Raw genomic sequence first — 20,807 nt, 5'->3', positions numbered from 1 at the left:
GATGACCCTCGACGAGCTGCTCGCCCGCGAAGCGATCCGCGATTGCCTGGCCCGGATCAGCCAGGCCGGCGACGCGAAGGACTATGCCACCTACGTCGCCTGCTTCACCCCCGATGGCGAACTGACCTTCGGCGAGGCCACCGCCCGCACCCGCGAGGGCATCCGCGCCCAGATGGAGCGCACCCTCGCCGCCCGCGTGGCACGCGGCGCAACCATGGTCCGCCATAGCGTCACCTCCACCGTGATCCGGCTTGCCGGGCCTGACCGTGCCGAGGTCCACTCCTATTTCCATGTCTACGGGGTCGCCGGCCCTGATCACTTCGGCGAATATGTCGACCAGTTCGCCCGCCACGAGGGCGAATGGCGCCTCGCCCGGCGCCGGATCGGGGTAGACTGGGTTTCGCCGTTCAGCCGCCATTCCCGCACGGGCTGAACCGCACCGCGCGCATCAAGGCAACCGGAGTGCAAAAACAGCTTGTATCGAAAGCCTAACGGTATGACTATTCGTGAATGCGGTTCACCAACCCGGCCTCCCGAGGCCCGACCCGCCCACAGATTTCATTCGAGAGGAGAGAACATGGCAAACAAGGTAGCATTCATCACCGGTGCCAGCCGCGGCATCGGCAAGGTCTGCGCGACCGAGCTGGCCGCCGCCGGCTTCGACGTGGCGATCACCGCGCGCACGGTCAAGGAAGGCGAGGAGCGCGAGCACAGCTCCACCATCAAGCGGTCCGATACCTCGGCCCTCCCCGGCAGCCTTGAGGGCACGATCGAACTGGTCCGCGCCCACGGCGTCCAGGGGCTGACCGTTCAGGCCGACCTGCTCGACCCGGCCTCGCTGGGCGCCGCCGTCACCACCGTGCTCGAACGCTGGGGCCGGATCGACGTCATCGTTCACAACGGCCGCTACATCGGCCCCGGCCACATGGACCGGCTGGCCGACACCCCGATCGAACTGATCCGCAAGCAGATCGAGGCCAATGCCATCGCTCCGCTGATCATCAACCAGCTTGCCCTGCCCTCAATGGTCAGGAACGGCGGCGGCACGATCGTCAACATCTCCTCCTCCTCGGGCTATTCCGATCCGCCGGCGGCGGCGGGCGATGGCGGCTGGGCGCTTGGCTATGGGATGTCGAAGGGCGCGATGCGCCGCATCTCGGGCATCCTCAAGCTCGAATATGCCGGCAAGAACATCAACTTCTTCGACGTCCAGCCTGGCTTCATCTCGACTGAGCGGATCAAGCAGGACATGGCCGGCTTCGGCTTCGACGCCAGCAAGGGCGCGCCCTGCGACGTTCCGGCCCGCGTCGTGCGCTGGCTGGTCACCAACCCCGAAGCGGCCAGGTACAACGGCATGAACATCGAAGGGCAGCAATTCTGCCACGAGATGGGCCTGATGCCCGAATGGCCGGGTCCGGCGCAGACCAGCGGGGTCAAGGCCGGCGCCGGCAACTATGACTGGTCGGGCTGGCGGATGAGCCAGGCGGCCCAGGGCAAGCCCTGGCTGCAGGCCTACGAGGAAAGCCTCTGAACCAACCGGGATCGCCGGGCCGCAAGGTCCGGCGATCCGCCTTTGGGCGCGGCGCAAACCAGCAAGGAAAATGACAATGGCAGGACGTCTGGAAAACAAGGTGATCGTGGTGGCCGGCGCGGGCAACATCGCCTCGGGGCTGGTCCCGCGCTTTGTCGCCGAAGGCGCCAGGGTCGTGCTCGGCGACATCGATCACGAGGCCGCCACCAGCCTTGCCCAGGCCGTCGATCCCTCCGGCGCCACGGTGGTGCCCACCCATCTCGACGGCGCCGACGAAGCCTCGGTCGCCGCCATCGTCGAGCTGGCGATGAGCCGCTTCGGCGCGCTCCACGGCTGCCACGCCAATTTCGCCATCACCCCGGATTCGCGCACCAAGGCGGGCGTGGTCGACCTGCCGATGGAAATCTGGGACGACATGATGCGGGTGAACGCGCGCGGCTATGTCCTGTGCACCCGGCTGGCCGTGCCCGCGATGATCGCCAGCGGCGGCGGCGCCATGCTCTATACCACCTCGGCCGATGCCTTCCGCGGCGCGCCGGTGCGCGTCGCCTACCAGATGAGCAAGGCCGCGATCCTCGCCCTGATGCGCCACACCGCCAGCCGCTATGGCCGCAAGGGCATTCGCGCCAATGCCATCTCGCCGGGCCTCACCCTCAACCCCGATGTGCCCTCGGGGATGTCGGCCGACCTGCTCCAGCGCCTGATGGACGATACCGCCCGGCTGACCGCCTTTCCCGACCGCGTCGGCCGCCCCGCCGACATCGCCTCGGCCGCGGCCTTCCTCCTGTCCGACGAAGGCAGCTACATCACCGGCCAGACCCTTGCCGTGGACGGCGGGCTGACCATGCGGAACTGACCGCGCCCATGCCCAGCCTCGAAACGCTCACCCGCCGCGCGCTCGACCAGGACCCGGCCACCCCCGTGCTCGAATACCAGGGCCGGCACCACACCTGGGGCGAACTGCGCGCGGTGGCCGATGCGGTGGGCGAGGCGCTGGTCGCCGCCGGCCTCGCCCGCGCCGCGCCGGTCGCCTTCGTGCCGCGCAACCGGCCCGCAGCGATCGCCGCCGAGCTGGGCATGGTCGTCCACGGCTTCACCATCCGCATGGTCCATGCCTTCCAGTCCGCCACCGGCATCGCCCGCGACGTCGCCCGCGCCGAAGTCGCCGCCGTGGTCGCCCAGCGCGAGGACTTCACCCCCGAACTGCTCGCCACGGTCCACCAACACGGCCTCGCCGCCGTCGCGCTCGACCTGATGGGGGCCAGCGTGGTCGAAGGGGCCGGGCGGTCCACCGCCAGCCCCCGCCCCAGCCCCGATGGCGAACCCCGGATCGAGGTCCACACCAGTGGCACCACCGGCCCGCCCAAGCACGTCGGCTTCAGCTTCGCCACGATCCAGCGCACGATGGTCGGCCAGAACAACCTGCTCGAAGCCCGCGCCGGCGAGAACGCGCCGCCGGTGTCGATGGCCTTTCCGCTGGGCAATATCTCGGGCGTCTACGGCACCCTCCCGCCGCTGCTCAACGGTTTCACCGCGATCCTCACCGACCGCTTCTCGCTGGACGACTGGCGCGCCTACCAGCGCCGGTTCAAGCCGGCCACCGCCAGCCTCCCGGCCGCGGGAATCCGCATGGTGCTCGACGCCGGCATCCCGAAGGAAGACCTGGCCCACATCAAGGCGATGATCACCGGGGCCGCCCCGCTCGATCCCGCCGTCCACCGCGCATTCGAACAGCACTACGGCATCCCGATCCTGCTGGTCTATGGCGCCACCGAATTCGGCGGCCCGGTCGCCCAGTGGGACCTCGCGCTTCACCGCGAATGGGGCGAGGCCAAGCACGGCAGCGTCGGCCGGCCCTATGGCGGCGCGCGGCTCCGCATCGTCGATCCCGAAACCGGCTCGGAGCTGCCGCCCGATGCGCCCGGCCTGATCGAGGTCGTCTCCCCGCGCGTCGGCGATCACTGGATTCGCACCACCGACATGGGCCGGATCGATGCCGACGGCTTCCTCTACCACCTCGGCCGGGCCGACGGCGCGATCATGCGCGGCGGGTTCAAGCTGGTGCCCGAAGTGATCGAGCGGGCGCTGCTGCTGCATCCGGGCGTGGCGGCGGCCGCGGTCGTCGGCATTCCCGATCCGCGGCTGGGGGAAGTCCCCGTCGCCGCGATCGAACCGGCCCGCGGCCAGCCCGCGCCAAGCCCGGCAGAGCTGGAAGCCCACCTGCGCGAACAGGTCTATGCCACCCATATCCCTGTAGACTGGCGGCTGGTCGACGAGCTCCCGCGCAACCGCTCGGTCAAGACCGACCTTGCCGCCGTGCGCGCGCTGTTCCCGCCGCGCGGCGCGCCGGACATATCCCGCCGGACATATTCCGATAGTATCAATCGGCGGCCAAATAATCTTTGACCCGCCCGGCCCCTTGGCGGATTTCCTCAAGCACCGGCGCGCTGGTGCCGCCCTCTCAAGGATGATCCCGTGGCCACAGTTCACCCGGCAACCGCCCGAGCGGACCAACCGATCGCCTACCGCACGATCTGCGCCGATTCCCACGTCAACCCGCCGCCCACCATGTGGGCCGAATACCTGCCCGCGAAGCTGCGCCAGTTCGCCCCCCAGGTCGAAGAGCGCGACGATGGCGACTACATCCTGTTCGAGGGCCGCGCCCGCAAGCTCAACCTGATCAATGCCCAGGCCGGCCGCGATCATCGCAATTTCAAGATGGAAGGCCGCCAGTCCGACCAGCGGCGCGGCATCTGGCTGGCGCCCGAACGAATCGCCGACATGGACACCGACGGGCTGGATGCCGTGGTCATGTTCGGCGGCGGCCCGCTCGGCACGCTGAACTCCGAACTCTATCACGAAAGCTTCAAGGCCTATAACCGCTGGCTGGCCGATTTCTGCGCCCATGATCGCCGCCGGCTGTGCCCGGTCGGCTATATCCCGATGCGCGATGTCGCGGAATCCATCGCCATGTTGAAAGACTGCGTCGCGCTCGGCTTCACCGCGATCAACATCCCCGCCTTTCCCTCGCCGCGCGAGGCGGTGGTGCCCAAGAATTTCGGCTTCCAGTCCTCGCTGGTTTCTCCGCAGGCCGCCGCGCTCACCGGCAATCCGTTTGGCGAACGCCAGTACGACCAGCCCGAATTCGATCCCTTCTGGCAAGCCGTGGTCGAACACGGCGTGGTGCTGACCATGCACCTGGGCGGCCGCTCGGTCCGCTTCGAGCAGAAGGACAAGATGCTCCCCGACATGATCATGAGCAAGCTGGCCATGGCCGAGCCCGCGGCGATCCTGATCTACGGCGGCGTGTTCATGCGCCACCCCGGCCTCAGGCTGGCCATGGTCGAAAGCGGCTCGGGCTGGATGGCCTTCGCGGCGGAATACATGGACCGCACCTGGGAAAAGCAGCGCTACTGGCTGGCCAGTCCGCTCACCGAGCCGCCCAGCCACTACATGGACCAGAACGTCTACACCTCGTTCATCAACGATCGCACCGCCGTCCTCCTGCGTAACCAGCCGGGCGCCAGGAACATCATGTGGTCGTCCGACTACCCCCATTCGGAGACCACCTTCCCCCGCTCGCACGAGGTCATCGCCCGCGACTTTGACGGCGTGCCCGAGGCCGACCGCCAGATGATCGTCTGCGGCCGCGCCCGCGCGCTGTTTCGCATCGGCGCCTAGGGCCACGGTCCAGCCCGGTTGCGCCCCGAAAAACCAGGCGCCGCGCCGGGGTCCGGGAGGCGATATGATCAGCATATCAGACCGGGTGGCGATCATATTGGACGATCGGCGATACGCCTCGCCATAGGCCCGAACACAGCCTAGTGTCGGCCACCGATACCGTCGCAGAAGCGCGCAATCGCGCCCGACGGCTCGATATGGCAAAGCGGGGAGAGCGCGCGAACATGAAACCGACCATCCGGCCCGGAACCCCGGCATGACCGGGCAGGCCATGCCCAAGGCAGACCATGCGGCGGCAGCCAGCGCGTCGCCGCAATCGCTCACGCCTCCGCCCCAGATCGAGGCCTTCCAGTCGCGGGTCACCCCCTATGCCTGCTGGGCGCTCGCGCTGCTGTTCCTGACCAACCTGTTCAATTACATCGATCGCCATGTCGTCGCCGTGGTCGCCACCAGCATCGCGCGCGACCTGCACCTCAGCGATGCCGATCTCGGCTTCCTGATGGGCACCGCCTTCGCCACGCTCTATGGCATCTTCGGCGTCGGCATGGGCCGGATCGCGGATTCCATCAGCCGCACCCGGCTGCTCGGTTCGGGACTGATCATCTGGTCGGGGATGACCGCGGCCTCCGGCATGGCCTTCAACTTCGTCTCGCTGGCCTCGGCCCGGGTTGGCGTCGGCATTGGCGAGGCCATCGCCAGCCCTTGCTCCCAGTCGCTGATTTCCGACTATTTCCCCGCGCGCAACCGTTCGCTTGCCATGGGCATCTATCTCGCCGCCGCGCCGCTGGGCGGTGCCGCCGCGATGGTCATCGGCGGGGCGATCATGCAGAACTGGGCCACCACCTGCGCCACCCTGCCCGGCACCCTGTGCCGGTTGAGCGACTGGCAGGCCACCTTCCTGGTGATGGGCCTGCCCGGCATCATCCTCGCCGCCATCGTCCTCGCCCTGCGCGAGCCCCGGCCGCGCCGGCAGGTCCTGCCAACCCGCCGGATCGTGATCCGCGAACTGTCGTCCACCGTGCCGCCGCTGACCTTCATCAACCTGTTCACGGCAGGCGGCGCCCAGGCGATCCGCAGGAACCTGGTGCTGATCGCCGGCATCGCCGCCGTGGCCCTGTCCATCGCCGCGCTCACCGGCGATTGGCTGCAATGGATCGCGATCGGCATCGGCGCTGTCTCGCTCGCCTCATGGGGCCAGTTGCTGCGGATGAGCGACCGCCCGCTCTACCGGCTGACCTTCGGCTCACGCACCGCGGTCTATGCGATCATCGGCGCCGCGCTCACCGGCACGTTCAGCGTCACCTTCGGAGCCTGGTCGATGCCCTTCGCCATCCGCGAACTGGGCGCATCGAAGGCCCAGATCGGCGCCTTTCTGGGCTTTGCCGGGCTGGTCGCATCGGTATCGAGCGCGCTGATCGGCGGCATTGTCAACGACAAGTGGAAGCGCCGTGATCCGCGCGCGCCGGTGTGGATGGCGCTGGTCAGCATGATCGGCCCGGTGATCCCGCTGATCGTCATGCTGCAGACGAAAAGCCTGATGACCTTCGCGGTCGGGTTCTTCTTCTTCCAGTTCCTCGCCCTCGCCTGGACCGGCGCCTTCGCCGCCTACATCCAGGATTCGGTCCTTCCCCGGATGCGCGCCACGGCCGCGGCGATCTTCGCGCTGGTCGTGATGCTGGTGTCGCTGGGCATCGGCCCCTATGCAGTCGGCAAGGTCAGCCAGTTGACCGGTTCGCTTACCACCGGGGTCTACAGTCTGCTGGTACTGATCCCGCTCGGCACCCCCTTCCTGATCGCCGCCGCGCGCCGGGTCGGACGCGAGACGCCGGAACTGCGCGCCGCCTGGGCCGTCGAAGCCGGCGAGGACATCTCTACCCTGTGAACCCGAGGAACCCTTCATGAGCGCCACCCCGGCCGCCGCCGCGAACCCGCCCATCGTCGCCCCCAATGTGCGCGATCTCGTCGATCTCGGCCGTGACCTGGCCACCTGGCTGGCCGGCAAGCTGCCCGGGGCCAGCGACATCCGCATCTCGGATCTCAAGTATCCGCTGGGCGCCGGGATGAGCCACGAGACCATCCTGTTCGACGCCGCCTGGCGCGAAGGCGGCGAGGCCCGCCAGCGCGGCATGGTCGTGCGGATCAAGCCGAGCTCGAAATTCGTCTACCAGGACGATATGTTCGTCCAGCAATACCAGCTGATGGAACTGATGCACCGCACCGGCGCCGTGCCGGTCGCCACCCCGCTGTGGTTCGAAAGCGATCCCACCCTGCTCGGCGCGCCGTTCTTCGTGATGGAAAAGGTCCACGGCCGGGTCTGCGTCACCTTCCCGCCCTATTGCCAGGAAGGCTGGCTGTTCGATTCCACCCCCGCCCAGCGCGCGGTGCTGTGGGAAGACAGCGTCCGCAAGCTGGCCGGCATCCAGACCGTGGGCATCGCCGATGCGCCCTTCCTCAACCTGCCGGGCACCTATGCGGAACCCTTCGACCAGGAGGTCGATCGCTTCGTCCGCTATCTCGACTGGGTCGATCCCAAGGGCGAACTGACCCTGCTGCGCCAGGGCTTTGACCGCCTGATGCAGCATCGTCCGGCCAATCGCCCGGAAGGCATCGTCTGGGGGGATTCGCGCCTCGGCAACATGATGGTCGGCGACGATTACAAGGTGGTTGCCGTGATGGACTGGGAACAGCCCTCGGTCGGCGGCGCGCTTCACGATCTGGGCTGGTGGCTCGCGATCGAGGAAATGCAGACCACCATGCGCGGCATCCCCCCGCTCGAAGGCATGGGCTCCACGGCGCAAACCATCCAGCTGTGGGAAGATGTCTGCGGCAAGTCCGCCGCCGATTGGCAGTGGTACGAAGCCTTCGCCGCCTTCAAGCTCGATGCGATCAGCGTCAAGATGATGCTCAACGGCGCGCTGGCGGGCCGCAGCATGGGCGATATCCGCTTTGGCGAACGCACCCGCGATGCCATGGCCAAGCACGGCGATTTCTTCCCCGGAGCCTGACTGCCGGCTTGACCGGCCCCCGCCCTTCCCGCCACCTTCCGCCCAACCGGCCGGAACGGGGGCGGGGCGCCTGCCCCCTTTCGGCCCAGACACAAGGGAGCGGGCCATGTACGATGTGATGGAAGGCGTGCGCGTGGTCGAGGTGGCCGAGCACACCTTCGTGCCGGCCGCGGCCATGCAACTGGCCGATTGGGGCGCCGACGTCATCAAGATCGAACGCACGTCCGGTGGCGGCGATCCGATGCGCTCGCTGGCCATCCCCAATCTCGAGGCCGGCGGCTACAACCCCTTCTTCGAGGCCGGCAATCGCGGCAAGCGCTCGCTCGCGCTTGACCTGCACCAGCCCGCCGGCCGCGAGATTCTCTATCGCCTGGTGAAAGAGGCCGATGTCTTCACCACCAACCTGCGCGCCGATGCGCGGGCCAAGCTGGGGATCGAGCCGGAAGACCTGTTCGCGATCAACCCCCGCCTGATCTACGCCCGGGGCACCGGCTATGGCCGCGAGGGACCGTTCGCCGCCCAGGGCGGGTTCGACAATCCCTCCACCTGGGTACGCGGCGGCCTGTCCTACCTCCACTCCCGCCCCGGCGAGGCGCCACCCTCGGCCGCGACCTCGATCGGCGATCTCACCGGCGGGATCACCACCGCCGGCGCGATCGCCGCGGCCCTGTTCCGGCGCGAGCGCACCGGCAAGGGCGCCGTGGTCGACAATGCGCTCTATGCGGTGGGCACCTACCTCAATTCCCAGATCATCGCGATGTCGAGCATGGGCATCCAGAAGGAACCCCAGAACATCCCGCGCGAGGACAGCTTCAGCCCGCTCGTCCTGATGTACCGCACGAAAGACGACCGCTGGCTCAACCTGTGCCTGCTGATGCCGCACTGGTGGCCCGATTTCTGCCGCCACATCGACCGCGAGGACCTGATCGCCGACGAACGCTTCGCCGATCCCAAGGCGCGCCACGCCAATCGCGGCGCCCTGATCGCCGAACTCGATGCGGTCTTCGCCACGCGCACCCTGGCACAATGGGTGAAGCGGCTGGAGACCATGGAAGGCGTCTGGGCGCCCTGCTTCAGCCCGGCCGAGGTTGCCGCCGATCCCCAGGCGCTGGTCAACGGCTTCGTCGTTCCGGTCGGCCCCGAAGCCGCGCCCGAATACATGGTCGGCTCCACTCCCTGCCAGTTCGACGAACGCCCGGTCGGTGCCCTGCGGCGCGGCCCCGCCTATGGCGAACACAGCGCGGAAATCCTCGCCAGCCTCGGCATCGCCGGCGCGGAACTGGAAAGCCTGCGCGAGGCCGGCGTGGTCCGCTGATCCGGCCAGATCCGACTTGTGCCGCCCCCACCCGGCGGCGCACACTGCGGCATAACACCCACCGCCGAACGACAATGGGGAAGAGGAGCCAATTGCCATGCAGGTCATGAGCGTCACCGGGCCGGTCGCGGCCGAGGACCTGGGGCCAACCCTGGTCCACGAACACATCATCATCGCGCTGCCCGGCGAGGAACTCGATCCCCGCTATGCCCCCAACCGCGAGCTGATCGTCCAGATCGCGGTCGAACGGCTCAAGGAACTCCACGGCCACGGCATCCGCACCCTCGTTGATCCCTGCCCGATCGAACTGGGGCGCGATCCGCAGCTCTATGCCGAAGTGTCGGAGAAGTCGGGCGTGCAGATCATCTTCGCCACCGGCTTCTACTTCGAGGCGCTCGGCATCCCCGGTTACTGGCGCGCGCGCGACACCGAGGAAATCGCCGAGTTCTACATCCACGAGCTGACCCACGGCGTCGGCAAGACCGGCCTCAGGCCCGGCGTCATCAAGGCCGCCACCGGCTTCGAGGTGAGCGACAACGAACGCCGCATCCTCGCCGCCGCCGCCCAGGCCCAGAAGGCGATGGGCTGCGCGATCATCACCCACACCGAGCACAGCCGCCACGGCGACGTCCAGCAGCAGATCTTCGCCGAAAACGGGGCCGATCCGGGCCGCATCCTGATCGGCCACCAGGACGAGCAGACCGCCTGGGAACCGATCCGCGACCTTGCCGCGCGCGGCACCTTCGTCGGCATCGACCGCGTCGGCACCGAAGCCCTCGCCCCCGACAGCCGCCGCGCCGATCATGCCGCCGCGCTCGTCAAGCACGGCTATGCCGGCCACCTGTGCCTCTCGCAGGACCGGGTCTGCACCCTCTCGGCCGCGCGCTTTCCGTTCCGCATCCCCCACGCGGCCAAGCTCGATCCGGTGCAATATATGCAGAACGGCCGCCCGCTCAGCTACGTGTTCACCGAATTCGCCGCGATGCTGCGCGAACGCGGCGTCAGCGATGTCGATCTCGACACCATCTTCCGCGCCAACCCGCGCCGCCTGCTGACCGGGATGCCATGATGACCACGACCTCCCAAGCGCACCACGCCGCATCCGTCGCCGAGGAATGGCGCCGCCACTGGCCGCTCGTTCTCGCCTGCGTCGTGGGCTTTGCCCTGCCCACGGTCGCCGTCAACGCCACCGGCGTGTTCATGGATCCGCTGCACAGGCAATTCGGCTGGAGCCGCACGCAGATCACCGCCGGGCTGACCGTGGCCGGCGTCCTCACCATCCCGCTGTCGCCCTTTGTCGGCTCGCTGATCGATCGCTGGGGCAGCCGCCGCATCGGCCTGCCGGGCCTGGCGCTCACCGCCCTTGCCCTGTCCGCGATCGGACTGGCCAATGGCTCCTTCGGCCAGTGGATGTCGCTCTGGACGGTCTATGGCCTGGTCGCGCTGATGGCCAAGAGCACGGTCTGGACCGCGGCCATTTCCAAGGCCTTCATCGCCGGACGCGGCACGGCCCTTGCCGTCGCCCTGTCCGGATCGACCATCGCGCAGATCGTCACCCCGCCGCTGGCGAACCTGCTGCTGAACGCCTACGGGGTCACCAAGGCCTATATGCTGCTTGGCCTGATCTGGGGCTTGCCCGCCGTCCTGCTGGCCAGCGTCTTCCTGGTCGAGGATGGCCGCGGCACCGCGCGCTCCGGGACGGGCGCGGCCGCGGCAGCGCCCGAATTCTCCGGCCTCACCCCGCGCGAGGCCATGCGCTGCGTACCGCTGCTGCGGATCGGCCTGTCGACCCTGATCGTGCTGATGCTGTCGGCTGGCATCCTCGTTCACAAGGTGCCCCTGCTGATCGAACAGGGGGTGGACCGCAATACCGCCGCCTGGCTCGCCAGCCTGAGCGGCGTGGCCGCAATCGCCGGCAAGTTCATTACCGGCTGGCTGATGGATCGCTTCGACGCCGGCCTGGTCGGTGCCGGAACCCTGATCATCATGGCGCTCGCCTTCGTGCCGATGCTCGAGCCGTTCCGCACACCAACCATGGTCGTCCTGTCGATGATGGCGCTGGGCTACAGCGGCGGCACCAAATTGCAGATCTGCGTGCAGCTCACCGGCATCTACGCCGGCCTGCGCCACTTCGGCGCGATCTTCGGCGTCATGGCCAGCGTGATCGCGCTGGCGGCAGGCCTGGGGCCGATGGTGACCGGCTTCATCTATGACCTGGGCGACAGCTACACGCCGATCATCATCGGCGCGATTCCCGCCTGCCTGGTCTCGGCCCTGCTGCTGGTCCGCCTCGGCGACTATCCCGCGTGGCACCGGCCACGCGCCGTCGCGGCCTGACCGGCACGATCCGGCGACGGCACCACGAACGCATCGTGATGCCGCCGCCGGCCCGCCCTGTCAGTCGTCCCCGGCCGCGAACATGGCGCGCACCGCGGCCAGGTCCTGCTTGTTGGTCGGCGTATAGGGCAGCTCGTCCACCTGCCGGTAGGCGGTTGGCAGGAAGGTCGCGGGCAGATGCGCGCGCATATGGGCCTTGAGTTCATCAAGGCTCGGCGCCGCGACCCCCTTGCGGACGACATAGGCCGCCACCGGCACCTCGCCCAGCCGCCGGTCGGGCGCGCCGGCCACGATCGCGTCGAAGATCGCCGGATGGGTCAGCAGGGCATTGCGAACGGCCACCGGATCGATCTTGAACCCGCCGCGCACGATAGCGCCGTCGTTGCGCCCGACATACCAGAGGAAGCCGTCGGCATCGAGCTTGCACAGGTCGCTCGTCTCCATCCACTCCGGACCCACGCGCGGCACCTGCACGTGCAGCACGCCGGGCGTGTCGGGCGGCAGGTCGGCGCCTGTTTCCGGATCGACGATCTTCAGTTGCACCCCGCCGATCGGCTTGCCCACCGAGAAGCTCTTCTCCCCGCCGAACGCCTCCAGCAATTGCGGCGTGTTCATGGTGATCACCCCGCCAAACTCGGTCGCGCCATAGGCATGGAGGATCTTGACCTCGTAGGTCTCCTCCACCTGGCGCTGGAGGTCGGCGTCCATGGCCGAAGCCCCGGCGGCCATGTAGCGGATGCCCGCGAAAGTTTCCTTTGGCTCGTTCCGGTCGATCAGCTCGCGGAAGCCCGAGGGCGGAATGCCCGCGCTCGCCGGCCGGTAGGTCTTCAAATAGACCAGGTAGTCATCAAGGTTGAACTTGGGCCGCATGATCACCGGCCGGTTGGCCACCACCAGCGGCAGCCACGAATAGAGCCCCGAAATGTTGCCGAAGGCCGAAGCGAACCAGGCCGGCTGCGGCGGCGCCGGCACGCCATAGGGGTGGGTGGCCGATTGCAGGATCATCGAGGTCTTGAGCAGCTCGTAATCGGCGTGGCGCAGCTTGGGCGGGCCGGTGGTGCCGCTGGTCAGCAGGTTGATCCCCCGCCTGGCGCCCGCCACCCGATGCTCGCGCGCGCCATCCACCGCCGTGCCGGGCACGATTTCCTGCCGCTCAAGCCCCAGCGTGATGCCCACCGCGCCGCAGGCCGCGGCGGCCTCGCGCATCGGCGCTTCCCAGGCCTTGTCCTCGGCCAGCACCGCCGCGCAGTTCAGCTCGCGCACCTTCTTCGCCAGCGCCTCGGGCGTCTGGTAGGCATAGATCATCACGATCTCGCGGTTGGCCGCGATCAGCCCCAGCAGGGTCGTGGCGCAGGCCGGGGTATTGGCCGGCGCGATGGCGATGGCCTGGTCCTCGCGCAGGCCCGCCTCGTCCAGCAGAGCCAGAACGCGGTCCGCCGTGCGGCGCATCCACGCCCAGTCATACCAGGTGCCCTCGAACTCCACCGCCCGGGCGCCCTCGCCCCGCGCGAAAGCCGCCGCGATCATCTCCGCCAGTTGCGGAACCTCTTCCACCATCGTCCACTCTCTCACCAATCCCGCGCCGCCAACCTGGCAGACGCACCTTGTCCTTGCCGCCGCCGCCCCGCTCATTCAAACGGGATGGCGAAGGCCTCGTAATAGAACCCGAAGGCCTCGCGCACTTCCGCCACGCTCACCCCCAGCTCGCGGATATCGTAGCGATGGGCACCGAACTTGCCCTTGCGGTTGGCCGCGATGTGGGCCGCCATCGCCGCGCGTGCCTGCGGGGTGAAGGCAATCCCGAAACGCTCGTAGATCCGCCCCACCTCGCCCAGCGGATCGCGCTCCAGATCAAGATAGTGCACGTCGATGAAGCGCGCGTCCACCGCCGGATCCTGGCGCCGCCGGATCAGGTCGCGCGTGGTCGCCACCGCCCCGGCGATCGCGCCCAGCATGAACAGGCGGCCCACCTCCACCGGCGCATTGCCGAACTGCCGACGGTGGGCATGGAGCAGGCCCACCATCGAGGCCAGGCTCTTGACCGGATCGCGATGGTTGACGATCACCCGCGCATCCGGAAACTCGGCGAACAGGTCGCCCAGGATGCCAAGATGCGTGGGGTTCTTGAGCACCCAGCGATCACGCGGGCAGCCATATTGCAGCGCCTGGAGAATCTTGCGCTCGATCCGCAGCCCGGCCCGCGCATCGCCGTGGCTCGCCAGCCACCGGCCATAGCCCGGCACGTTCCAGAAGAACGGGAAGGCCTTGCCGACAAAGCTGTAGTCCGAGATCAGCGTGTCCTCGGCCACCCCGTCCCAGCTATAGTCGTGCCGGGTCCGCACCTCGGGATCGGCCCAGCCCTCGAAATCGATGTAGTGGCGTCCCTGCGCCATCTGCGGCCCGTTGTCGGTATCGGGATGGTTGACCGGCGGCGAAAGCGTCCAGATCTGCCAGTGCCGCGGCGCATGATGGCGCGGATCAGCGGCCAGCAGGGCGTTGAGATAGGAGGTGCCCGATCGCCCGTGCCCGGTGATGAACAGCGGCGCCGCGATCCGCTCCTCGCCTATCGCCGGGAAGCGCTTGCGATCCTCGTAAAGCCGCAGCCGTCCCACCAGCATCTTGCGGATATGGCTGTGCGCCCGGGCCACGCCCTGCGCCGTCAGCCGCGCCTCGGCATTGAGCGAGGCGACGAACTGGCCTAGCGGCTCGCGGAACTCGTCATCCCCCCAATCCGCCAGGCCGGTGACCGCCTCGGCCTCGGCCAGCAATTCGTCGACCGTGAACCACGGCCCCGGCCCCCAGCCCTCAGCCACGCGGACCGGTTCCCGGCATCTGCTCGGCCGCCGCGCCGAACAGGTTGCGCCGGAAGGCCTCCTCGTCGATCGGCCGGTCGACGCGGGCGGCAACCACCTTGTCATAGGCCCGCCTGACCGCCGGCCGCTCGCCCACCGCGCGCCACCAGCGATCCAGCTCTGGCAGATCATCGAAGGTCATGCGGAAACGGTCGGCCATGTTGATCCACGGGAACGCGCCGATATCCGCGATGGAATAGTCGCCCGCGATCCATTCGCGCCCCGCCAGGTGCGTGTCGAGCACGGCCCAGTGCCGCTTCATCTCGCCAATGTAGCGCAGCCGCCCATAGGGCCGCGCCGCTTCCGGCGCATAGCGCAGGAAATGGACCGCCTGCCCGGAAAACGGACTCAATCCCGAACTCTGCCAGAACAGCCACTGCATCACCTGCGTGCGGGCGCGCGGCTCGGTCGGCAGGAAGCGCCCGGTCTTTTCGGCAAGGTAGACCAGGATCGCGCCGGATTCGAACACCGCCAGTGGCTCGCCCCCGTCGGCCGGCGCCGCGTCGACGATCACCGGGATCTTGCCATTGGGCGAAAGCGCGCGAAACTCCGGCTCGTGCTGCATCCCGTGCGAGATCGAAACGTGGCGGCAGCGGTAGTCCAGCCCGCACTCCTCCAGCATGATCGCCGCCTTGAACACGGCGGGCGACCCTTCGACGTAAAGCTCGATCATGGCCACTCTCCTGTGCAAGCGAACCGAGTGATGGGCAGCGATCGGTCAACGACCGCAGGCCGCCCGAAGGCTCAGCGCCGCGCCTCCATTTCCGCCAGCAGCCGCCAGATCCGCTGGTGCATCGCCCCGGCCTCCGGTCCGGCCCGATCCTCAAGCGCCGCGTGCAATTCCACCAGTAGCAGGCGCAGCCGCCCACCCTCCGCATCAAGCTCGCTCAGCCGATAGCCCGGCTCGCGGCCCCGCGCGGCCACGGCCAGCCGATCACCCAGATCGCCGCCAGCCAGCGCCGCGGCCTCGCCAAACAGCGCGCGCATTGCGTCATTGTCGGCAATCCGCACCGCGGCCAGCCCGTCCACCTGCTGTGCCGCCACCTCCAGCGCCGCAGCGGAAAGACGCACCTGCTCGGCGGCAAAGGGATCGTGCGCCAACACCGGCCGCACCCTGTTCTCCAGCGCATCGGCGAGAACCCCCAGCACCATTTCGATGGTCAGGTTGTTCATCCCATCGCCCCCCGCTCGGCCATTCGTCGCAACACTTCATTGCGGTGGATCGGCCCGCTGCGGAAGGCCACCAGCACCAGCACCGGCTCGCGGCTGCGGCCCGACATCAGGCTGGCCTCGGCGGTGATCCAGATCGCGCTGCCCTTCACCGCGGCAAACAGCCGCCACCATTCCAGCGCATCGCGGTCGAGCGCCATCCCCGAGGCCGCCTCCCATTCGGCGATGCCCTGGTCCAGCGGGAGCAGGCGGGTGATCGGCCAGAACTCGTTGATCGCCCAGGCCACGTCCTCCAGCGGATCGCCGATGTGGCACATCTCCCAGTCGAGGATCGCGGTGATCCCCTGCTCGGGCGTGGAAAGGAAATTGCCCTGCCGGTAGTCGCCATGGACCACGGCGGGCCTGGCCGGCTCGGGCGGCGGATTGCGCCGCAGCCAGCGGATCGCCCCGCGCAGGATCGGGTCGATCACGCGCTCGTTCTCATCGAGGATCGCCTCCCAGTGATCCAGCTCGCGCTCCCACAGCCGCCCGGCCGCCTGGCCATTGCGAAGCCCGGCCAGCCCCAGCGCGCGATGATCAAGCCGGGCCAGCCGCCCCAGGATCCGCCAGAATTCGCGCGCAACCGCCTCCCCCCGGCCCGCGAACTGGTCGCCCGGCAGATAGGGATGGGCAGCCGTGCCCGGCAGCAGGTCCATGATGAAGAACGGCCGGTCGAGCCACTGCCCGTCCAGCTCCAGGAAGTGCGCCGCCGGCACCGGCACCCCGCTCCCCTGAAGCGCGCTGTATACGGTGAACTCCAGGTCGCGCTCGGCCACGACCAGCCCCGCCGAAGGCTCGCGCCGCAGGATCAGCCAACGCTCGACCCGCTCCCCGCCATCCACCCAGCAGGCGCGAAAGCGATAGGTCTCCTGGCTCGATCCGCCATGGATGCGGCCAAGCTCGTCCACCGCGATCTCGTCATAGCCGGTGGCCAGCGGCCCCTTGTTGAAGCCATGGCCCCAGTCGGCATGGGTATAGCCCAGCCCGCACAGGTAGAACCGGCGGTGCGATTGCAGCTCCACCCGGTAAAGCCCGCCCGCCTTGTCCCTGCCGGTGATCACCCCGCCCGAAGGCCAGCGCGTGCCCGGCTCCAGCACCGGCTCGATCCGCGCCTCGCGCAGCCGCTCCGGCTCGCCGCCGTCCTTCACCCCCACCAGGCCGACATTCCAGGCATCGCCCTGTTCGTCCTCGTTGATGTAGAAATGCAGCACCCGGTCCTCGAAATGGGCCGGCACCCAGTACCAGTGGAACTGCGCGGGCACCGGCGGCGCGGCGGCCTGCGGATCGCGCAGGCCCACCCCGCGAATGCCCCAACTGCGGTCGCGCGTGCCCAGCGCCTCGCCGTCCGGCTCGCCCGGTCCCACGCGCACCTCGCGCCCCCCGGCCCGCACCCAGCCGGTCCACCGGCCAAGCTGGGTCAGCCGGGTCGTATCCATGAACAGCCGGCTCCCCAGCCAGCGGGTATGGCGCTCCTCCTCCACCGGGAAATGCCGCCCGTCGAACCGCAGGTCGGCGCTGATCCCGTGGGCATTGTCGGCCACCGTCAGGCGCAGGCTCTGCAACGGCTCGATCACCGCGATCGCCAGCGGGCCAACCACCGTGTCGGTGCGGTCATTGGCGAGATGGCGCGAGACGTGGAGGTTGTACTGGCGGTCCTCGATCCGGATGGCGAAGGCGCCGTCCATGATGCCGAGCTGCGGATAGGCGCCCAGCGCCCCGCCGAAGAACACCCGCCCGTCGGGCGTATAGCCGTTGAGGAAATAGCGGTCGTAGAAGTTGCGATCCACGCCCGACCGGGCAATCGGATCAGGCGTCTGGTGAACGAAATACTCGTCGGCCTTGCTCAACATCCCCGCTGTCCCCACCCATTTTTCCGGTTGCCCGGATGAGGCCATGATCCGGGCCTTGCGGCAAGGAACCGGCCCCGTTCCGGCCTGAATAGCGCGGCCGCGATATGGAGGCAAAGGGCCATGGCCATGCGGGGGGCTTGCCATGCCCCGCCGCTTCATGCTCCCTCCCGCCAGGCTCACCCAGGGGAACAAGCACCATGCCCACAGAACTCACCATCCTCGCCTTCGCCATGGTCCTGCTGATGGTCCACGTGTTCGCCGCCGTCCACCTCAAGACCCGGCAATATGGCAAGACCTGGAACATGGGCGCGCGTGACGAAGCCCTGCCCCCGCTCGAACCGGTCGCCGGACGCCTGGTGCGTGCCCAGGCCAATTTCCTCGAAACCCTGCCCGTGGCGATCGTCGCCCTGCTCGGCGTGGTCCTCGCCGGCCGCACCAGCCCCACCACCGCGCTGGGCGGCTGGATCTGGCTGGGCGCGCGGATCGTCTACCTGCCGCTCTACGGCTTCGGCGTGCCCAAGGTCCGCACCCTCGTCTACATGGTCAGCCTGGTCGGCCTCGGCATGGCGCTGTGGCCACTGCTCGCGGCCTGAGCGCCGCCCCGCCGCTCACCCCTGCGCCGCCATCTCGCGCAGGATCTTGACCATGTTGGGCTGGCCGGTATGCGCGGTCAGCCCGCCATCGGCCACCACGATCGATCCGGTCATGTAGGAGGCATCGTCCGAAGCGAGGAAGGCGGCCACCGCGGCCATTTCCTCGGCCGTGCCGCCCCGGCCCAGCGGCGTCGCCTCGGCCCAGGCTTCCTGCGCCCGTGCGCTGATCCGCCCGGTCATCCGGGTGCCCAGGATCAGCCCCGGGCACAGCGCGTTCACCCGGATGTTGTCCTTGCCGTGATCGATCGCCATGGCCCGGGTATACTGGATCACCGCCCCCTTCGAGGCATTGTAGGCGGTATGGCCATAGTCCCCCGCCAGCCCCGAGATCGAGGCGGTGTTGATGATCGCCCCGCCGCCCGCCGCGCGCATATGCGGAATGATCGCGCGCGCCGCATACATCACCGCCGTCACGTTGAGCCGGAACACCCGCTCCCAGTTCTCGTCCTGGATGTCGGGCGTTTCCTCCAGCATCCCGATCCCGGCATTGTTGAACAACAGGTCGATCCGGCCAAATTCGGCCATGACCCCGGCCACCATGGCATCCACCTGCCCCCGGTCGGTCATGTCGCAGACCCGGTTGACCACGGCCGGATGGTCATGGACCAGCGCGGCGGCATCGATGTCCAGCGCCACCACCCTGGCTCCTTCATCGGCCAGCCGCCGAACGATCGCGCCGCCGATCCCCGCCGCCGCCCCGGTAACCAGAGCCACCTTGCCATCAAACCGCGCCATGTCCCTGCTCCTCTCAGGCCGCAACGGCGGCATAGCGCGCCCGCAGCGTCTTCTTGTCGGGCTTGCCGATCGCGGTGACCGGCAAGGCATCCACGAAATCCACCGTCTTGGGCGCTTGCACCGCGCCCTTGCGCTCACGCACCCGGGCGATCAACGTGGCCGGGTCCACCGTCACCCCCGGCTCCAGCACCACCACCGCCTTCACCGCCTCGCCCCACCGGGGATCGGGCACGCCGATCACCGCCGCCTGGCGCACGCCGGGATGCTCGGTCAGCACGTCCTCGACCTCGCGGGCAAACACGTTGAAACCGCCGGTCACGATCATGTCCTTCTTGCGGTCCACGATCCGCAGGAACCCGTCGGGGTTGCGGATCGCCACGTCGCCGGTGTGCAGCCAGTCTCCGGCAAAGGCCGCCGCCGTCTCCTCCGGCTTGTTCAGATACCCGCCGTTCACCAGCGACCCGCGCACGCAGATTTCCCCCGGCGTGCCATCGGGCACCGGCTGGCCGGCATCGTCCAGCAGGGCCACGCGCACCATCGGGGTCGGCCGCCCGCAGCTCGCCATGCGGAGCGGATCACTGGTATCGTGCTCGTCGCGGCGCAGGACCGTGATCGACATCGGCGCCTCGGCCTGGCCATAGAACTGGAAGAAGATCGGCCCCAGCCGGTCGATCGCGTCCTTCAGCCGCGCGGGCGGGAAGCTCGATGCCCCGTAATAGCAGATTTCCAGGCTGGAGAGGTCGAACTCGGCAAAGCGGGGATGATCGATCAGGGTCAGGACCATGGTCGGCACCAGCAGGATCGAGGTGATCCGGTGGTCCTGGATCGCCTGCATCACCGCCACCGGCTCGAATCCGGGGATCACCACCATATGGCCGCCCCGGTGCAGGATCGGCATCAGCATGGCCCCCCCGGCATGGCTCAGCGGCGCACAGATCAGGTGGCGGATCTCGCGCGGCCATTCCCAGCACATCATCTGGGTGAGGAACGAGGTGGCCGAGGCGCCATTGGTGCACAGGATGCCCTTGGGCTTGCCGGTGGTGCCGCCCGAATAAGCAATGCGCGAAACGTGATCCGGATCGCGCAGCGGGGCAACCAGCGGCCCGGGCACGAAGCGCGCCGCCGCCTCAATCAGGTTCCGGCCCGCGCCTTGGCCGCCCATGGCGAAAGCATGGCGAATGCCCGGCGCCCGGGCGATCAGCGCGGCGGCGGTATCCTCGTAATAGGCCGGATCATAGATCAGCAGATCGATCCCGGCGTCTTCCATCACGTAGAGATAGTCTTCCAGGGCGCCCATCGGATGGAGCGCGGTGCCGACGATATCGGCAAAGTCGAGGCCGCTGTTCACCGCCAGGATTTCCAGCCGGTTGCGCGAAAGCACCGCCGCGCGGCGCGGCCGGGGTTCAAGGCTTTCGAACAATTGCTGCATCTGGCTGATCTGCGCGGCCAGTTCCCCCGCCGTCAGCCGCTCGCCGTCCTGCCCGATCGCCACCAGCCGGTCGGGATCGAACGACATCGCCCGGACCATGAAATCGCACCCGCTGACCGGATGGTGGAGCAGATCGCTCATCGTTGGCCTTCTCCCCTCGCGCCGTTCACGCGGCGCCTGTTGCGGGAGCGAAACTGTCGGGCCATTCCC

Annotated in this window: 18 protein-coding genes; 11 read left to right on the top strand and 7 right to left on the bottom strand. The window is 68.6% G+C overall.

Annotated features, from left to right (window positions below):
* Window position 1 precedes the first annotated feature (1 nt).
* From ACFOD9_RS08985 to ACFOD9_RS08940, 10 genes are all read left to right on the top strand, one after another.
* Window positions 2-433, top strand: a complete 432-nt coding sequence (locus ACFOD9_RS08985) for a nuclear transport factor 2 family protein (RefSeq protein ID WP_379509745.1) — start codon at window positions 2-4, stop codon at window positions 431-433.
* Between the two features lie 144 nt (window positions 434-577).
* A complete protein-coding gene (locus tag ACFOD9_RS08980; protein WP_379509744.1) occupies window positions 578-1,531 on the top strand; it encodes an SDR family NAD(P)-dependent oxidoreductase in 954 nt (317 codons plus the stop codon).
* A gap of 76 nt (window positions 1,532-1,607) precedes the next feature.
* Complete coding sequence (locus ACFOD9_RS08975; protein ID WP_379509743.1) at window positions 1,608-2,387, top strand: SDR family NAD(P)-dependent oxidoreductase; 780 nt, start codon at window positions 1,608-1,610, stop codon at window positions 2,385-2,387.
* Between the two features lie 8 nt (window positions 2,388-2,395).
* Entirely contained in the window at window positions 2,396-3,937 is a 1,542-nt protein-coding gene (locus tag ACFOD9_RS08970) for a class I adenylate-forming enzyme family protein (protein ID WP_379509742.1), read from the top strand.
* A gap of 69 nt (window positions 3,938-4,006) precedes the next feature.
* Entirely contained in the window at window positions 4,007-5,212 is a 1,206-nt protein-coding gene (locus ACFOD9_RS08965; RefSeq protein WP_379509741.1) for an amidohydrolase family protein, read from the top strand.
* Between the two features lie 256 nt (window positions 5,213-5,468).
* On the top strand, window positions 5,469-7,094 hold the full coding sequence (locus ACFOD9_RS08960) for an MFS transporter (protein ID WP_379509740.1): 1,626 nt from the start codon (window positions 5,469-5,471) through the stop codon (window positions 7,092-7,094).
* Between the two features lie 16 nt (window positions 7,095-7,110).
* Window positions 7,111-8,217, top strand: a complete 1,107-nt coding sequence (locus ACFOD9_RS08955; RefSeq protein ID WP_379509739.1) for a phosphotransferase family protein — start codon at window positions 7,111-7,113, stop codon at window positions 8,215-8,217.
* 106 nt (window positions 8,218-8,323) lie between these two features.
* Window positions 8,324-9,532, top strand: a complete 1,209-nt coding sequence (locus ACFOD9_RS08950) for a CaiB/BaiF CoA transferase family protein (RefSeq protein WP_379509738.1) — start codon at window positions 8,324-8,326, stop codon at window positions 9,530-9,532.
* A gap of 97 nt (window positions 9,533-9,629) precedes the next feature.
* The gene (locus tag ACFOD9_RS08945; RefSeq protein WP_379509737.1) at window positions 9,630-10,601 is read left to right on the top strand and encodes a phosphotriesterase family protein; all 972 of its coding nucleotides are present in this window, start codon (window positions 9,630-9,632) and stop codon (window positions 10,599-10,601) included.
* Window positions 10,601-11,869 carry an MFS transporter gene (locus ACFOD9_RS08940; protein ID WP_379509736.1) on the top strand — a complete coding sequence of 423 codons (1,269 nt, stop codon included), beginning with the start codon at window positions 10,601-10,603 and terminating at the stop codon, window positions 11,867-11,869. The genes ACFOD9_RS08945 and ACFOD9_RS08940 overlap by 1 nt, the downstream gene beginning before the upstream one ends.
* Before the next feature lie 60 nt (window positions 11,870-11,929).
* On the opposite strand, the gene ACFOD9_RS08935 is transcribed toward ACFOD9_RS08940, so the two are convergent.
* The 5 genes from ACFOD9_RS08935 to ACFOD9_RS08915 all read right to left on the bottom strand — a co-directional run bounded on the left by ACFOD9_RS08935 (window position 11,930) and on the right by ACFOD9_RS08915 (window position 17,780).
* Window positions 11,930-13,441 (bottom strand): class I adenylate-forming enzyme family protein, encoded by a 1,512-nt coding sequence (locus ACFOD9_RS08935; RefSeq protein ID WP_379509735.1) that lies wholly within the window; start codon window positions 13,439-13,441, stop codon window positions 11,930-11,932.
* Between the two features lie 56 nt (window positions 13,442-13,497).
* Window positions 13,498-14,682: a sulfotransferase family protein gene (locus tag ACFOD9_RS08930; protein WP_379509734.1), complete on the bottom strand. Its 1,185-nt coding sequence runs from the start codon at window positions 14,680-14,682 to the stop codon at window positions 13,498-13,500.
* Window positions 14,675-15,394 (bottom strand): glutathione S-transferase family protein, encoded by a 720-nt coding sequence (locus ACFOD9_RS08925; RefSeq protein ID WP_379509733.1) that lies wholly within the window; start codon window positions 15,392-15,394, stop codon window positions 14,675-14,677. The genes ACFOD9_RS08930 and ACFOD9_RS08925 overlap by 8 nt, the downstream gene beginning before the upstream one ends.
* 71 nt (window positions 15,395-15,465) lie before the next feature.
* On the bottom strand, window positions 15,466-15,894 hold the full coding sequence (locus ACFOD9_RS08920; protein ID WP_379509732.1) for a hypothetical protein: 429 nt from the start codon (window positions 15,892-15,894) through the stop codon (window positions 15,466-15,468).
* Window positions 15,891-17,780, bottom strand: coding sequence for a phosphotransferase family protein (locus ACFOD9_RS08915; RefSeq protein ID WP_379509731.1), 1,890 nt, complete (start codon window positions 17,778-17,780; stop codon window positions 15,891-15,893). Before ACFOD9_RS08915 ends, ACFOD9_RS08920 begins: the two co-directional genes overlap by 4 nt.
* Before the next feature lie 197 nt (window positions 17,781-17,977).
* Between ACFOD9_RS08915 and ACFOD9_RS08910 the strand changes: the two genes are divergently transcribed.
* Entirely contained in the window at window positions 17,978-18,373 is a 396-nt protein-coding gene (locus ACFOD9_RS08910; protein WP_379509730.1) for an MAPEG family protein, read from the top strand.
* A 15-nt stretch (window positions 18,374-18,388) separates the two neighbouring features.
* On the opposite strand, the gene ACFOD9_RS08905 is transcribed toward ACFOD9_RS08910, so the two are convergent.
* Both ACFOD9_RS08905 and ACFOD9_RS08900 read right to left on the bottom strand, forming a co-directional pair.
* On the bottom strand, window positions 18,389-19,168 hold the full coding sequence (locus tag ACFOD9_RS08905; RefSeq protein WP_379509729.1) for an SDR family NAD(P)-dependent oxidoreductase: 780 nt from the start codon (window positions 19,166-19,168) through the stop codon (window positions 18,389-18,391).
* Window positions 19,169-19,181: 13 nt separating this feature from the next.
* Complete coding sequence (locus tag ACFOD9_RS08900) at window positions 19,182-20,738, bottom strand: AMP-binding protein (RefSeq protein WP_379509728.1); 1,557 nt, start codon at window positions 20,736-20,738, stop codon at window positions 19,182-19,184.
* Between the last annotated feature and the right edge of the window lie 69 nt (window positions 20,739-20,807).

It is taken from the genome of Novosphingobium bradum, from assembly GCF_042646485.1.
GTDB lineage: Bacteria > Pseudomonadota > Alphaproteobacteria > Sphingomonadales > Sphingomonadaceae > Novosphingobium > Novosphingobium bradum.
The sequence above is the reverse complement of the archived record's forward strand: the minus strand, read 5'-3'. Positions and strand labels throughout refer to the sequence as shown.